This is a genomic window from Paenibacillus sp. EB106-05-06-XG162 (assembly GCF_058791655.1).
This window is the reverse complement of the sequence record NZ_JBYTDT010000009.1, coordinates 116,146-131,707: the sequence shown is the minus strand read 5'-3', so window position 1 is coordinate 131,707 and position 15,562 is coordinate 116,146. Positions and strand designations below refer to the sequence as shown.

16 protein-coding genes are annotated in these 15,562 nt (G+C 45.1%); 3 read left to right on the top strand and 13 right to left on the bottom strand.

All coding sequences use genetic code 11. The annotated features are described in order from the left end of the window. Nucleotides 1–75 precede the first annotated feature (75 nt). The 8 genes from AC3WU2_RS19165 to pdhA all read right to left on the bottom strand — a co-directional run bounded on the left by AC3WU2_RS19165 (nt 76) and on the right by pdhA (nt 8,539). A complete protein-coding gene (locus tag AC3WU2_RS19165) occupies nt 76–1,563 on the bottom strand; it encodes a glutamate synthase subunit beta (RefSeq protein WP_492456685.1) in 1,488 nt (495 codons plus the stop codon). A 118-nt stretch (nt 1,564–1,681) separates the two neighbouring features. Continuing rightward, nucleotides 1,682–2,173, bottom strand: a complete 492-nt coding sequence (locus AC3WU2_RS19160; RefSeq protein WP_492456684.1) for a dihydrofolate reductase — start codon at nt 2,171–2,173, stop codon at nt 1,682–1,684. Between the two features lie 13 nt (nt 2,174–2,186). Continuing rightward, the gene (gene thyA / locus AC3WU2_RS19155; RefSeq protein ID WP_492456683.1) at nt 2,187–2,981 is read right to left on the bottom strand and encodes a thymidylate synthase; all 795 of its coding nucleotides are present in this window, start codon (nt 2,979–2,981) and stop codon (nt 2,187–2,189) included. A 112-nt stretch (nt 2,982–3,093) separates the two neighbouring features. Beyond that, nucleotides 3,094–3,567, bottom strand: a complete 474-nt coding sequence (locus AC3WU2_RS19150) for an acyl-CoA thioesterase (RefSeq protein WP_018755649.1) — start codon at nt 3,565–3,567, stop codon at nt 3,094–3,096. Between the two features lie 102 nt (nt 3,568–3,669). Continuing rightward, nucleotides 3,670–5,085 (bottom strand): dihydrolipoyl dehydrogenase, encoded by a 1,416-nt coding sequence (gene lpdA / locus AC3WU2_RS19145; protein WP_492456682.1) that lies wholly within the window; start codon nt 5,083–5,085, stop codon nt 3,670–3,672. A gap of 3 nt (nt 5,086–5,088) precedes the next feature. After that, on the bottom strand, nt 5,089–6,369 hold the full coding sequence (locus AC3WU2_RS19140) for a dihydrolipoamide acetyltransferase family protein (protein ID WP_492456681.1): 1,281 nt from the start codon (nt 6,367–6,369) through the stop codon (nt 5,089–5,091). Between the two features lie 34 nt (nt 6,370–6,403). Next, nucleotides 6,404–7,381 (bottom strand): alpha-ketoacid dehydrogenase subunit beta, encoded by a 978-nt coding sequence (locus AC3WU2_RS19135; RefSeq protein ID WP_379347660.1) that lies wholly within the window; start codon nt 7,379–7,381, stop codon nt 6,404–6,406. Nucleotides 7,382–7,471: 90 nt separating this feature from the next. Next, the gene (gene pdhA / locus AC3WU2_RS19130; protein ID WP_492456680.1) at nt 7,472–8,539 is read right to left on the bottom strand and encodes a pyruvate dehydrogenase (acetyl-transferring) E1 component subunit alpha; all 1,068 of its coding nucleotides are present in this window, start codon (nt 8,537–8,539) and stop codon (nt 7,472–7,474) included. A gap of 249 nt (nt 8,540–8,788) precedes the next feature. On the opposite strand from pdhA, the gene AC3WU2_RS19125 reads away from it, so the two are divergent. After that, nucleotides 8,789–9,517, top strand: coding sequence for an alpha/beta hydrolase (locus AC3WU2_RS19125; RefSeq protein WP_492456679.1), 729 nt, complete (start codon nt 8,789–8,791; stop codon nt 9,515–9,517). An 89-nt stretch (nt 9,518–9,606) separates the two neighbouring features. Here the strand turns inward: AC3WU2_RS19125 and AC3WU2_RS19120 are convergent, their stop codons facing one another. Both AC3WU2_RS19120 and AC3WU2_RS19115 read right to left on the bottom strand, forming a co-directional pair. After that, the gene (locus AC3WU2_RS19120) at nt 9,607–10,083 is read right to left on the bottom strand and encodes a low molecular weight protein-tyrosine-phosphatase (RefSeq protein ID WP_492456678.1); all 477 of its coding nucleotides are present in this window, start codon (nt 10,081–10,083) and stop codon (nt 9,607–9,609) included. A 31-nt stretch (nt 10,084–10,114) separates the two neighbouring features. Beyond that, a complete protein-coding gene (locus AC3WU2_RS19115; RefSeq protein ID WP_040674614.1) occupies nt 10,115–10,753 on the bottom strand; it encodes a trimeric intracellular cation channel family protein in 639 nt (212 codons plus the stop codon). Nucleotides 10,754–10,931: 178 nt separating this feature from the next. Here AC3WU2_RS19115 and AC3WU2_RS19110 point away from each other — a divergent pair, with 178 nt between their 5' ends. Then, on the top strand, nt 10,932–11,585 hold the full coding sequence (locus AC3WU2_RS19110) for a thiamine diphosphokinase (protein WP_492456677.1): 654 nt from the start codon (nt 10,932–10,934) through the stop codon (nt 11,583–11,585). A gap of 65 nt (nt 11,586–11,650) precedes the next feature. Here the strand turns inward: AC3WU2_RS19110 and AC3WU2_RS19105 are convergent, their stop codons facing one another. Further along, entirely contained in the window at nt 11,651–12,106 is a 456-nt protein-coding gene (locus AC3WU2_RS19105) for a hypothetical protein (RefSeq protein ID WP_492456676.1), read from the bottom strand. 358 nt (nt 12,107–12,464) lie between these two features. On the opposite strand from AC3WU2_RS19105, the gene AC3WU2_RS19100 reads away from it, so the two are divergent. After that, nucleotides 12,465–12,995, top strand: a complete 531-nt coding sequence (locus tag AC3WU2_RS19100) for a C40 family peptidase (protein WP_492456675.1) — start codon at nt 12,465–12,467, stop codon at nt 12,993–12,995. Between the two features lie 49 nt (nt 12,996–13,044). Here AC3WU2_RS19100 and AC3WU2_RS19095 read toward each other — a convergent pair whose 3' ends face one another. Both AC3WU2_RS19095 and AC3WU2_RS19090 read right to left on the bottom strand, forming a co-directional pair. Then, entirely contained in the window at nt 13,045–13,764 is a 720-nt protein-coding gene (locus AC3WU2_RS19095) for a response regulator transcription factor (RefSeq protein WP_492456674.1), read from the bottom strand. A 109-nt stretch (nt 13,765–13,873) separates the two neighbouring features. Next, the gene (locus AC3WU2_RS19090; RefSeq protein WP_492456673.1) at nt 13,874–15,433 is read right to left on the bottom strand and encodes an ABC-F family ATP-binding cassette domain-containing protein; all 1,560 of its coding nucleotides are present in this window, start codon (nt 15,431–15,433) and stop codon (nt 13,874–13,876) included. Nucleotides 15,434–15,562: the final 129 nt, after the last annotated feature.

The window sequence follows — 15,562 nt, the reverse complement described above, 5'->3', positions numbered from 1 at the left end:
AGGTCGATAACGGACAAAAAGAGCCGCGCCCTGCGCAGCTCCATACTTACGTACATGATCTAATTATGACTGAATTTAAGGCAAAAGGGAAGAGCCCATCAAGAATTTGTCGACTTCACGTGCAGCTTCGCGTCCTTCGTTGATCGCCCAGACGACCAAACTCTGACCACGGCGCATATCGCCGGCAGCGAATACTTTCTCCGCGCTTGTCTGGTATTTGCCATATTCCGCTTTCACATTGGAACGGCGGTCTTGCTCTAATTTCAATTGATCAACGAGCGTCGATTCCGGACCATCAAACCCAATTGCGATTAATACAAGCGAGGCCGGGAATACACGTTCTGTACCTGGAATCGGCTGATAGATTTTGCGACCTGTCTCATCGACAATCCGCTCGATTTGAACCGTATGCAGTTCCTTCACGTTGCCTTCCTCATCCGAGGCGAACTTCGTCGTCATGATCGAGAATTCGCGTGGATCGTTGCCGTATAATGCTTTCGCTTCCTCTTGTGCATAATCGAGTGTATACACGTTCGGGAATTGCGGCCAAGGATTCGCGATGGAATCACGTGTCAGCGGAGCCTTCGCATGCGTACCGAATTGTGTTACACTGCGGCATCCATGTCTTAATGCTGTCGCTACACAGTCCGTTCCTGTATCACCGCCACCGATGACGATAACATCTTGATCTTTTGCAGAAATGTAGTTACCGTCTTCTAGATTGGAATCTAGATAGCTCTTGATCGTTCCGTTCAAGTAGTCCATCGCATAGTGAACGCCCTTCAGCTCGCGACCTTCGATATTGAATTCGCGTGGTTTCGTTGCACCACCGCAGAGCACAACGGCATCGAATTCATCGACAAGCTGCTGCGAAGGAATATCTTTGCCGATCTCTGTATTGGTTACGAACTTCACGCCTTCCGCTTCCAAGATCTGAACGCGACGCTCCACAACCTTCTTGTCCAGCTTCATCGTCGGTATACCATACATCAGAAGGCCGCCAATACGATCCGCACGCTCATACACCGTCACTTCATGGCCTGCTTTGTTCAACTGCGCTGCAGCAGCTAAGCCAGCAGGACCCGATCCTACGATCGCCACACGCTTCCCTGTTCGCTCTAGCGGAGGTTGCGGTACAACCCAGCCCTCGTCAAATCCGCGTTCGATAATGCTGTTCTCAATATTCTTAATCGTCACCGGACTTCCGATGAGTCCTACCGTACACGCCCCTTCACAAGGTGCTGGGCACACACGACCTGTGAACTCTGGAAAGTTATTCGTCTTATGCAAGCGATCGAGTGCGTCTCTCCATTGATCGCGGTAAATTAAGTTATTCCACTCAGGTATCAAATTGTTCACCGGACAACCCGAAGTCCCGCCGCTCAGTTCCATGCCTGTATGACAATACGGCGTTCCGCAGTCCATACAGCGTGCGCCTTGACTGCGCAGTTCTTCGTCTGATAAGTGCAAATGAAATTCTTCCCAGTCTTTAATCCGTTCAACCGGATCACGATCTGCCGGAAGCTGCCTTGTAATCTCCATAAATCCTGTCGGTGTTGACATGTTCGTTCCCCCATCCGATCTTTGTATCTCTACAATCCCAAAAGAATTTCTCATTATCGTATCATCCGGCATTCCGTTCTTGAAATGGATTTTCAAGATAACAATTTGTACTATTTACCTATGATTTGGACAATCTTTCATAGACCACGAACTCGTGCGGATAGATACTTTTCTCATCCACAATGCCCTTCGTACGCTCGACGACCTTCCATTCCTCCATAGGAAACACGGGAAAGAACGCATCCCCTTCGAATGACGCCCCAATCTCTGTCACATGCAGACGATCGGCTATAGGGAGCAGTTGCTTGTAAATTTCGGCACCACCGATCACCATGATCTCTTCGTTCTCAGCGAGGCGTACGACTTCATCGAACGAATGAATCACTTCACACCCTGGCGCTTCAAAATCCGTATTTCTTGTCAAAATAACGTTGCGACGATTCGGTAGCGGCTTGCCAATAGACTCGTACGTCTTACGTCCCATCAGCACGGTTTTCCCTGTCGTCACGCATCTGAAATAAGCCATATCGGAAGGTAGACGCCACGGCAGCTTGTTATCGACCCCGATCACGCGATTCTGGCCCATTGCCCATACAAAAGATAATCCCATTGGAATGAACCTCCTAGATCGCTACCGGCGCTTTGATCCCAGGATGATGCTGATAGCCCTCGAATTCAAAGTCATCGTACGTATATTCAAAGATCGAATCTGGCTTGCGCTTGATGACAAGCTTCGGCAGTTCGAACGGCTCACGCGATAACTGGCGTTCTACTTGTTCGAAGTGGTTCGAGTAAATATGCACATCGCCGCCGGACCATACGAACTCCCCAACTTCTAGGTCACATTGCTGAGCGATCATATGGGTTAATAACGCATAGCTCGCAATATTAAATGGAAGTCCCAAGAACGTATCAACCGAACGCATCGTGAGCATGCAAGATAGCTTCCCGTTCGCTACATAGAACTGGAACAACAAATGACACGGAGGCAGCTTCATGTTGTCAATTTCGCCTACGTTCCACGCGCTAACGAGAATACGACGTGAATCTGGATTGTTCTTAATCTGATGAATAACATTCGCAATTTGGTCAATTGTACGACCATCTTTTGCTTCCCAATTGCGCCACTGTGAACCATAGACAGGACCTAGATTACCTTCCTCATCCGCCCATTCATCCCAGATCGTAACGCCATTTTCTTTCAAATATTGAATGTTGGTATCACCTTTCAAGAACCATAGGAGTTCATGCACAATCGATTTAAGATGAAGTTTTTTCGTTGTCATGAGCGGAAATCCCTGCGACAAATCGAAGCGAAGTTGACGACCGAACACGGAGATCGTTCCTGTGCCCGTACGGTCTTCTTTCTTCTCACCATGATCTAGAATATCTTGTAGTAAGTCTAAATAGTTTCTCAAACGAAACACCTCTTTTCCAAGCATCAGTAAAAATACTTCCTCTAGTTTAGCATAGAATAACTACGCTGTTGATATAGATTTTCTCTCACCTGACATACAATTTCTATTCAATCTACAACGACTTATGTCTTCTAAGTTTGCGTTGATCATACCGTTCTTGTGCGGTTTCGAACAGTCTCTTCTCTTCCTCGGTCTCTGGAATAATAGGCGGAACAGGCGTCGCTTTCCCGTTCTCATCTACAGCAACGAAGGTCATGAAGGATGTTACCGTCAATTTGCGTTCCCCCGTCATTAGGTTCTCCGCGATGACCTTCACATACACTTCCATCGAACTTTTATGTGTCCACGTAACGAAGGCTTCTAATTCAATCGCTTCTCCCACGCGTATAGGGGCCAAAAAATCAAGACTATCACTGGATGCCGTCACTGCAGGTTTACGGGCATGGCGCATACTCGCGGTGGCGCTGATCTTATCGATATATTCCATGACAATGCCTCCGAACATCGTCCCATGCATATTCGTGTCAGAGGGAAATACCAGTTGTGTAAGGATTGAACGTGATTCACGGACATATTTGGGTTCCATTTATTTTTTTCCTCCATCCTATATTGTTGAAAAAAAGAGGCTCGCGCTATGAGCGACAAGCCTCTTCCTTATGATATGATGACAATCCTCGTTCTAGCAATATTAGCGAACGATGGAGTGGATTGGGTGGCCAAGTGCCACTTCTGCTGCTTCCATCACAAGCTCACCAAGTGTAGGGTGCGCATGGATTGTAAGAGCGATATCTTCAAGCGTCAATGCGTTCTCGATTGCAAGCGCAACTTCCGAGATCAAGTTCGAAGCTTCAATACCAACGATTTGTCCGCCAAGAACAAGACCTGTCTCAGCATCCGCAACGATTTTAACGAAACCTTCTGCACCATTCAAGGACAATGCACGGCCGTTACCCGCATACGCGAATTTACCAACTTTAACGTTGTAGCCTTTTTCTTTTGCTTCTGTTTCGTTGTATCCAACGCTGGAGCATTCTGGATCTGTGAAACATACCGCTGGGATACATTTGTAATCCACAACGCTAGGCAATCCAGCGATCGCTTCAGCTGCCACTTTACCTTCATAAGAAGCTTTGTGCGCAAGAGCTAAGCCAGGAACGATGTCCCCGATTGCGAAGATGTGAGGAACGCTTGTGCGACCTTGGTGGTCAACTTCGATCAAGCCACGATCTGTCATTTTCACGCCGATCATGTCAAGGCCAAGCTCTCCGTCTGTATTTGGACGACGTCCCACGGTAACAAGCAAGTAGTCAGCTGTAACTTCTTGTTCTTTACCATCCACTGTGAATTTCACAGTTACGTCATTGTCTGTTTGCGTTGCGCTTTGTGCTTGTGCTTTTGTGAAGATTTCGAAACCGTGTTTCTTCATGTTCTTCGACACAAGTTGCGTCAAGTCTTTATCGAAGCCAGGCAATACCATGTCTGCACCCTCGACGATCGTTACTTTCGTACCGAATTTCGAGAACATTTGGCTAAGCTCAGCACCGATGTACCCACCGCCGATAACGATCAAGCTTTTTGGAATTTCAGGCAATTCCAACGCTTCTGTCGAAGACAAGATGCGGCCACCGTAAGGGAATGGCTTAAGCTCGATTGGACGGGAACCTGTTGCAATAATACAGTTCTTGAATTTGTAACGTGGAGCTTCTTGATCGTTGAACACGCGTACTTCGTTCTCATTGATGAACATTGCTTCACCTTTGAACATTTGTACTTTGTTACCTTTTAGAAGTCCTGCTACGCCGCCAGTCAGTTTACTAACGACACCGCGTTTGAATTCTTGAACTTTCGAGTAGTCCACTTTTACATTTTCCATTGTGATACCCATGGAAGAAGCATTTTGAACGGTCTCATATTGATGCGCTGCAGAGATCAACGCTTTGGAAGGAATACATCCACGGTTCAAGCACACGCCGCCCCACTCGGATTTATCCACGATCAATACGCTTTGTCCTAATTGTGCCGCGCGAATCGCAGCAACATAACCACCAGGACCTGCACCGATTACGACTGTATCAATTTCTAAAGAAGCATCTCCTACTACCATTGATTACACCTCCATAACTAATAGATCTGGGTTAGCGAGCAACATCTTGATGTAGTTCATGAAGTTTTGTGCTGTCGCTCCGTCAATTAGACGATGGTCGAAGCTTAAGGACAACGCCATCACTGGTGCAGCAACGATTTCTCCATTTTTAACAACGGCTTTATCGGAAATACGTCCAGTACCAAGGATCGCAACTTCTGGGAAGTTGATGATCGGTGTGAAGAACATACCGCCAGCGGAACCGATGTTCGTAATTGTAATTGTGCTGCCTTTCAACTCGTTCGGACCCAATTTACCGTCACGACCGCGTGTTGCAAGGTCTTTAATGTCGCTAGCTACAGTCCAGATGTTGCGACGATCTGCGTCTTTGATGACAGGCACGATCAAGCCATTGTCTGTATCTGTTGCGATACCGATGTTGTAGTATTTTTTGTAGACGATTTCGTTGTTCGCTTCGTCGATCATTGCGTTCATCGCTGGGAACTGACGGCAAGCTGCAACTAGAGCCTTCACGATGAATGGCAAGTAAGTTACTTTAACGCCTTTCTTCTCAAAGACTGGTTTCATGCGAGTACGGAATGCAACCAATTCAGTAACGTCCACTTCGTCCATGATCGTAACGTGCGGAGCTGTGTAAGCCGATTTAACCATCGCATTCGAGATTGCTTTACGGATACCTTTGAATGGTACGCGCTCTTCTTCGCCGTTTGCTGTTACAGCTACATTAGCTGCTGCAGCCGCTGGTGCCGCTGCTTCTGTTGCCGCCGCTGCCGCTGGAGCTGCTGCAGGTGCTCCACCGTTTGCAAATGCTTGAACATCTTCACGTGACACTTTGCCGTTCTTACCTGTTCCGTTTACTGTTGCAATGTCAACACCTTGCTCACGAGCGAACTTGCGAACGCTAGGTGTTGCAAGAACTTCTTTATTTGGCGCCGCTACAGGAGCTGCTGCCGCTTGAGGTGCCGCTGCTGCTGCAGATTCAGCTGCTACCGGTGCAGGTGCTGCTGCAGATTCAGCTGGAGCCGCTTGCTCAGGGATATCCCCTTCTGCATCGATGATTGCTACCACTTGACCCATGTGGCATACTTGACCGTCTTTAGTAAGAACTTCAAGTACTTTACCGTTAACCGGGCTTGGTACTTCTACAATTGCTTTATCGTTCTGAACTTCCATGATGATATCTTCATCTGTGATGGTATCACCTGGTTTAATGTGCATTTTAATAATTTCGCCTTCGTGTAAGCCTTCGCCCAATTCTGGGAACAAATATTCAAATCTAGCCACGCGAGAAACCTCCCTTATCGATCTTCTACGTTAGTTAAAAGTTAAGTACGTTATTTACACCTGCGATAATACGCGCTGGGTTAGGAAGCCATTGATCTTCGATTTGTGCAAATGGGAATACAGTATCCGGACCAGAAATGCGGAGAACCGGAGCTTCCAAGTGCAGAATAGCTTTTTCGTTGATTTGCGCGATAACTTCAGCGGCTACACCGGAAGTTTTTTGTGCTTCTTGAACCACAATCGCACGGTTTGTTTTCTTAATGGATGCCACGATCGTATCGATATCAAGCGGCATTAATGTGCGCAAGTCGATGATTTCAGCAGAGATGCCGGATTTCTCAAGCTCTTCCGCAGCTTTCATCGCTGTACGAACCATTAAACCGTAAGCAATAATTGTTACGTCTTTACCTTCACGAACGACGTTCGCTTTACCAAGCTCAACCGTGTATTCACCTTCAGGCACTTCGTCACGGAATGCATGGTAGAGGTTCAAGTGTTCCATGTAGAATACAGGGTCATTGTCACGGATTGCCGCGATCATAAGACCTTTAGCATCGTAAGGGTTCGAAGGAACAACCACTTTGATACCAGGCGTTTGAACGAGCAAACCTTCTAGGGAATCCGTGTGAAGTTCAGCTGCCTTAACGCCGCCACCAAATGGTGTACGGAATACGATTGGCGAGTTGTAACGGCCGCCAGAACGGAAACGCATGCGCGCTGCTTGAACGCAGATTTGATCGAGTGCTTCATAGATAAATCCAACGAATTGGATTTCTGCGACTGGACGGAAACCTTGGATACCAAGACCTACAGCCATACCGCCGATTGCGGATTCAGCCAGCGGTGTATCGAATACACGTTCTTCACCGAACTCTTTTTGTAATCCTTCTGTTGTACGGAACACGCCGCCAACATGACCTACGTCCTCACCGAATACTAACACATTCGGGTCACGTTTTAACTCAACGCGAATCGCGTCGCGAATTGCTTCTTTCATATTCATCTGTGCCATTGCTTCGTTTCCTCCCTTAAACGTGTTCGCAGCAATTTGCCGAGAACTTGGTTGTCATGCGTTCTATATGTCGAATCATTTCAATCGAGTTTATTGGAAATCAGCTTTTTGCTCTTCCAAGTGCTGTGGCGTTGTCTCGAACATGCTGTCGATCAAGCCCGAAACCGTCATTTTTTCGGTTTGCTCTGCGCGTTTGATTTCTTCGTTTACTTTTGCTTTTGCTTCTTCTTTCACGCGAGCTGTTTCTTCATCGTTCCAAAGACCTTTTTTCTCAAGGTATTTACCGAAACGAACGAGCGGATCTTTAATAGCCCATTCAGCTTCTTCTTCTTTAGTACGATATTTCGTCGTATCATCCGCCATGGAATGCGGACGGAAACGGTAAGTTAATGCTTCGATCAATGTTGCGCCTTCGCCTTGACGAGCACGTTCAGCGGAGAGTTGAACCGCTTTGATAACAGCAAGAACGTCCATACCGTCAACTTGCAAACCGTGGATACCCGCTGCAAGCGCTTTGTGCGCGATCGATTGTGCTGCAGTTTGCTTCGCAAATGGTGTTGTGATTGCATAGCCATTGTTTTGCACGAAGAAAATAACCGGCAATTTGAATGCACCTGCATAGTTCAGACCTTCGTAGAAGTCACCTTCCGACGAACCGCCGTCACCTGTGTACGTGATTGCAACTTGTGGTTGTTTTTTCAATTTGTAGCCCATAGCAATACCCATCGCATGCAAAATTTGCGCACCGATGATGATTTGCGGCATTAATACGTTAACGCCAGCTGGGATTTGACCACCGTGTTGATGACCACGGGAATATAGGAATGCTTGGTATAGCGGAAGACCGTGCCATACGATTTGCGGCATATCACGATATGCTGGTACAACGAAGTCTTCTTTTTGCAATGGGTATACACTACCTACCATCGAAGCTTCTTGACCGGATACTGGAGCATAGAATCCAAGGCGTCCTTGACGACCAAGGTTAACTGCACGCTCGTCCCAAGTACGAGTAAATACCATACGGTACATAATTTCTTTTAACTGCTCATCTGTAAGAGAAGGCATCATTTCTTCGTTAATAATTTCACCATCAGGAGAAAGTACAGATAATGCTTGAACATCTTCTGACTTTACTTCGAAAGAAAGCTTACTCATTTTCTTCACCTCAACAAAAAGTTTGAAAATCATTTTCCTCTGTTATAGAATTTATTATACACCTGTTATATGTGTTTGGTCAAAAAATATCGCTAATAACGACATATTTTGTTGTTTTGTATGTATAACAGTTGAATAATTTTTATAGTACAGATTAATACAATCGTGAATATTTTGTAAAAATCTTTACCCATACACCCCTATTATTTACAAATTAGTTGCATACTACTACGAAAAAGGTGATTCTCCATGACAGATGCCAGATATTTGAAAAGAACGATCGTCAAAGAAGAAATTGAAAGTAACTACTTAAATGAAAAAAGAACGCTGCGCGTGTACCTACCTCCGGGTTATCAAGCTTGGATCAGCTATCCGGTCGTCTACTGCCAAGACGGCGAAGATTTCTTTAACTTCGGAAGGGTCGCAACGCTCGCAAATCAACTCATTCTTGATGAGGAGCTAGAGCCCTTCATTATTGTAGGCGTTGAAGTGGATAAAAAAGTGAGGACTTCGGAATATTCTCCCGTTGGCGAGCGGCATCAGTTATATGTACAATTTTTCGCTCATGAATTGATTCCTTATATAGAAGGTAAATATCCGATTCGTTCGGATCTGGATTCCAGAATTCTGGCGGGCGACTCCCTCGGTGGTAGTGTCTCCGTTCATATTGCACTACAATACCCGAACTTATTCCAGAACGTCATTTCTTTATCAGGTGCTTATTATCCCGATTCTCAATCCATTATTGCAACTGAATCAGATTTATCTTGGCTGCGGCTTTACATGATCGTTGGACTTCAAGAAGATGTAGTCGTTACAGATCACGGTACATTCGACTTTGTAACGTTCAACCGCGATACAAGAGACATCTTCCTCGCAAAATCGTCTAATGTCCATTATTTAGAGCGCGACGGCCAGCACGTTTGGGGTTTCTGGCAGCAATATATCCCTGATGGATTGAAACATTTCTTGAAGTAAGTGGACCACGCATCACTTTATCTAAAGTAGCCAAAATGAAAGCGACATGCCATGACGGATGTCGCTTTTCTTCATTAAGAAATACTCTTCTATATTAATTCTTCTCGTTCAATACGATCCAACAAGGCATTACAGCCGGCCTGAACTAAGCGATATACTTCTTCAAAATTGCCGGTATAATACGGATCGGGTACATTCTCTTCTTTCTCATCCGGCAGTAAGTCCATAAACCGTATGACTTTGGAATGCTGATCGCTGCCTGGTAGTGCATGTACGTCGCGAAGATTGTTCGAGTCCATGCAGACAATATAGTCAAAGTTCTCGAAATCTTGTTCCGTGAACTGACGTGCCACCATTCCTTCATACGAAATATGATTCGTATCTAGAATGCGTCTTGTCCCTTCATGCGGCGGACGACCAATATGCCAATCCCCCGTTCCCGATGAATCAATAACGATCTTATTGCTATACCCTCTTGCATTCACCATATGACGGAAGACCGCTTCCGCCATCGGTGAACGACAGATATTCCCAAGACAAACAAACTCTACTTTAATTTGACTCATATTTTCCTCTCCTCTTCTATAGACCAATAGATCAGTTCATTTTCTGCAGCGTGCGACGTGGCAGCTTCCATTTATAATAAACCGAGAACATTCTTAGAATAATGACGATAAAGAACAAAGCTAACAATTCGATTGAGGATGTAAACCACCCAAGACCAATTACCAATCCGGCGAGCATCGCCCAGACCGCATAGATTTCATCATGAAGGACAAGTGGCTTGCGACCTGCAAGCAGGTCTCGAATCATCCCGCCTCCCATTCCTGTAAGACATGCAGCGACCATAACGACAGTAACCGGGTGATTCATATGTGTTGCATAGAGTGCACCTTGGATCGCAAAGGCGGACAAGCCGATTGCATCAAAAAATGCTTCCATTCTTCGCCAATGGCGAATCCATTTCAGAGGAAGGATGAACGCAACAGCTGCTGCGATGACACCGATTTTCAAGAAAAGTCCTTGATTCCAGAGCGTCGCCACAGGGATACCGATCAATACATTCCTAATGACTCCACCACCAAATGCGGTGACAAGAGCAAGGATGAACACACCAAGAATATCATACTTCTCTTCCATTGCTACAACTGCGCCGCTCATCGCAAATGCAATCGTACCGATAATGCTGAATAGTTCAAACACTTCCAAATCCAACGTCAAGCATCCTCTCTCCATCGATGATGAAATTTCATAATTGCGCATTCCCTATTTTATATGCTAATTTGACAAATGCCAACAAATAAAATAAGCAAAATACAACCATAGAATATTGCGATAATGGAGTGAGATTGGTAAGCTAGTCCCATGTACTTTTTGGGTGAATTGTTAGAAGAATCGGAGGCAAACGATCGCTATGTTAGATCATCAATCTAGAATTATAATTTTCTCAGGCGGAGAACTTACTCCAACTGCTCTAAATGATATCAAGCCGGGAGATTTCATAATAGGTGTGGACCGAGGAGCGGCATTTCTCATGGAACACCAGATCCCCATGCATATTGCCGTTGGCGATTTCGATTCGGTTACGAAGGAAGTAAAGGATCAGATTGCATTATACAGTGAACGATTTATCGATTGTGATCCCATCTACAAAGACTTGACGGATACAGAGATGGCTTTGGAGCTTGCGCTTGAGCAGAATCGAAGCGAGATCGTGATTCATGGTGCTCTTGGGACACGCATAGATCATTCGCTCTCGAACATCCACCTCTTGCGTAGAACGCTCGAAGCCGGAGTCCATTGTACACTTATCGATCCACATAATGAAATTTGTATCATGGATGCGAGTCGTCCTTATCATGTAAAGAAAACATCATTTACATATGTATCCTTGCTTCCATTATCCCTGCAAGTGACTGGCGTGACATTAGAAGGATTCAGGTACCCGCTTCACCAAGCAACCTTGACGATTGGGAAGTCCCTCTCTGTTAGCAATGAACTGGAGCAAGAGGTAGGGACCATAACCATCACGGATGGGTTGCTGTTAGTGATGTTGACAAGAGACTAGTTCATAGAAAAAGGTTGTCGAAGCTTCCTTCGGCAACCTTTTTTATTTGGCGTATCACGTGGATGCTACTCTGATTGGGTGATTAGCGTCTTATGTAAGGCTTTAACTTGACGCATATCTTTCCGCTGCGAATCAATCATTTGATCAATATGATCCGCAAAGTTTTTCTTCATTTTATCCAATGCTTCACTATGCGCCTCGATCATCGTCTTCTTCAGTTCATCACGCGAAACCCCTTGCGCAGCGGCAATCTGAGCTAACGTCTTTCCTTCCTTCAACTTTTGGCGGAATGTCTTCTCATCAAGCTTGAGCAGTGTTAACAGCTTTTCACTAACGGATTTCTGTAATCGATGTCCCCGTTTGGAATGCCCCTCATGCGGATGTGCGATTAATGCTGATTGTATTACCGTCGGTTCATCGCTATTCGCTTCTGACTCTTGTCCCGCGGATGCATATGCACTTGCTGGAACGGCGAGCACGAACATCGTGAACACAGCCACTCGAATCCAATTTTTCTTCACTACCTGTCAACCTCCTTCATCTCTTGTGTGCTTCATGCACACTGACATTATCAGTGTCGACCAATGTGAAGAAATTAATATGAGTACAAGCTTAAAAAAAGATAAAAATATAATGACAATTCTGTCATCAATCAGAACGCGAAAAAACCTTATACATCAATGACTTAAAGATGATTTGCAACCTTGTAATCGTTGTCAAGAAAGAAATTATGACTGAATTTTCATCATTTTTTAATAATTGGGCGGAAAGCCTTACCAGACCTAGATTTATACCGTATGAGGTAAATATTAGGCAATCCATATAGTGCTATACTCCGGTCATGCCAGACAACACCACTACGTCATGACGGAGGTCACAATGAAAAACAACAAATTCATCAACAAAATAATCGTACTTGGACTATGCGCCACCATCGGATTGGCTGGATCACTGACAATCCAACCAACGAATCATGCCTATGCAGCAGAGACAAGCACTGCCAATACATCTGCACTATCTTCAAGTGCGAAGGCTGCAAACATCATTAAACAAGGTGAGAAGTTTATGGGACGCAAATATCAATTTGGCGCACCAACCACTTCGACCAGAACATTTGATTGCTCATCCTTCACACTCTACTTATATAAACAATACGGCGTTAATCTGCCTAGGACTTCGATCAATCAATCTAAAGTTGGCAAAACGGTATCCAAATCGAATTTGAAACCCGGAGATTTGGTATTCTTCTCGACAACGAATCGGAACGGCAAAGGGAAAGTAAACCATGTTGCGATTTATGCAGGGAATGGTCGACTCCTTCATACTTATGGATCACCCGGTGTAACATATTCCAATATGAACACAGGTATATGGAAGAGTAGTTATGTCGTTGCTAAGCGAGTCTTGTAATAAAAAAATGGACAAGCCCTTTGGGACCCATCTAAAGGCTTGTCCTTCTCTATTCATCACGCTCAATGGGGTCCTGGTCACTCTCTTGCAGAGAATACCCTATTCCTCGGATCGTCTGAATCAACTTCTTTTTACGTCCTTTATCAATTTTCTGACGTACATAACGGATAAATACATCAATCACGTTCGTATCCGCCATAAAATCGTAACCCCACACCGCATTTAGAATATTTTCACGGGAACAGACTTTGTTCTTATTCTTCGCTAGATAGAGGAGGAGATCGAATTCTTTGGGCGTAAGATCAATCATATCGCCCCCTCGTATCACCTTTCGCGAATCGGGCTCAATTTGTAAATCATCGATTATAATGGTTGCATCCTCTGCCCCTTCCAACCCAACATGGCGGAAAATATCCAGCAGGTTTCGTACACGCACAAGCAATACATCGGAGTGAAAGGGCTTCGTGATATAATCATTGGCACCAATCTGGAAACTCTCAACAACGCTCTCTGTCCGATCCAATGCCGTAATAATAATGACAGGTGTCTTCCTCCCTTGAGCTCTATAAGCTTCAAGGACTTCAAGACCACTAAGACCCGGCAAACTCAAATCGAGTAGAATCAAATGCCAATTTCCTTGTAATGCGATCGATAATCCTTGTTCTCCATCGTTAGCCACTTCCGCCTCGTAACCACTTGAAGTGAATAACTCTTGAATACAAGATGAAATATCTTGATCATCTTCAATAATTAATATCCGCTCCGACACCTGAGACTCCACCTGTCAATCCGTAGTTTTCCATAGTGTGTCATATTCATTTTCATTCCATGCATGCAAAAACCACCCCGTGCATCGAGCATCAGAGTGGCTATGTGTATTATTTAGAAGTAGGATGCATAGACCATTGTTCCACGTTCCACGTTTTCGTTACCCAATCTTCATAGAATTCAGGCTCGTGCGATACGAGGAGGACGGTCCCTTTATATTCTGTGAGGGCACGTTTGAGTTCTTCCTTGGCCACCACATCCAAATGGTTCGTCGGCTCATCGAATAAAATCCAATTGCTCTCCCGCATTAGTAATTTACAGAGACGAACCTTTGCTTGCTCTCCCCCGCTCAGCATACTTAGCGGTCTTGTGATGTGCTCATTCTTCAACCCGCAACGGGCAAGGGCAGCACGCACTTCATGTTGGTTCATGGAAGGGAATTCATCCCATACATCATCAATTGGCGTTAAGTTACCCGCTTTAACTTCTTGTTCGAAATATGCAGGCTGCAAGTAGTCGCCTAAATAGGTCTTCCCGCTGATCGCTGGAATTTTGCCAAGGATCGTCTTAAGCAGCGTTGATTTACCAACGCCATTGCACCCAACAATCGCAATCTTTTCACCGCGCTCAATCGTCATGGACATTTTAGGCAGCAGTGCGTGAGAGTATCCTATCTCAAAGTCAATCCCCTCGAATACGATTCGGCCACTTGCTCGGGATTCCTTGAATTGGAACGTCGGCTTCACCGCTTCTTCCGGACGATCAATCCGTTCAATCCGTTCGAGCTGCTTCTCACGGCTCTTCGCACGACTAGAGGTGGAGTAGCGCGCTTTATTCCGTTGGATGAAATCCTCTTGTTTCTTAATGTACTCTTGCTGCTTCTCATAGGCTTCGATATGTTGGTTCTTATTCATATCCGCCATGGTCAAAAACTTCTCGTAGTTCGCGGAATAGCGTGTTAGCTTTGCAAACTCAAGGTGATAGATCACGTTAACGACCTGATTCATGAACTCCGTATCATGGGAAATCAGCATAAAAGAATACGGATATTCCTTAAGATAGTTCGTAAGCCAGTTAATATGTTCGACATCCAAATAGTTGGTTGGCTCGTCGAGCAGCAGTACCATTGGCTTCTCAAGCAATAACTTGGCGAGAAGAACCTTCGTGCGTTGTCCCCCACTGAGTGCGGCGACATCGCGTTCTAGACCAATCGCATCCAGGCCAAGGCCGTTCGCCATCTCTTCCACTTTAACATCCAACATATAGAAGTCACCGATTTCGAGCTGCTCTTGAATCTCGCCCATTTGCTCAAGTAATAATTCAAGCTCTTCCGGACTGGCATCCGACATTTTCTCGGTGATTGCCATCATTTCTTGTTCTAGTTCTAGAAGCGGTAGAAAAGCATCCTTCAGCACATCACGAATGGTCTTACCTGGTGTTAACACCGTATGCTGATCCAAGTACCCATAACGCACCTTTGGCATCCACTCGACGCGGCCTTCGTCTTTCAACAATTTACCTGTCAGAATATTCATGAGTGTTGACTTCCCTACGCCATTCGCGCCGACAAGTCCCACATGCTCGCCAGCTAACAGGCGGAATGTCACATTCTTAAATAGCTGTCGTCCTCCAAAATTATGTGCAACGTCTTCAACCGTTAATAAACTCATATTTGAATCAAAGCTCCTTATCCAGGTCGATACTAAATTTACTTGAAATTACAACAACACATTGTAACATATCATGTCGTGTTTCCATAGCTATTTTTTATCCCAATTCTACAAAATGAAAATTAAAAA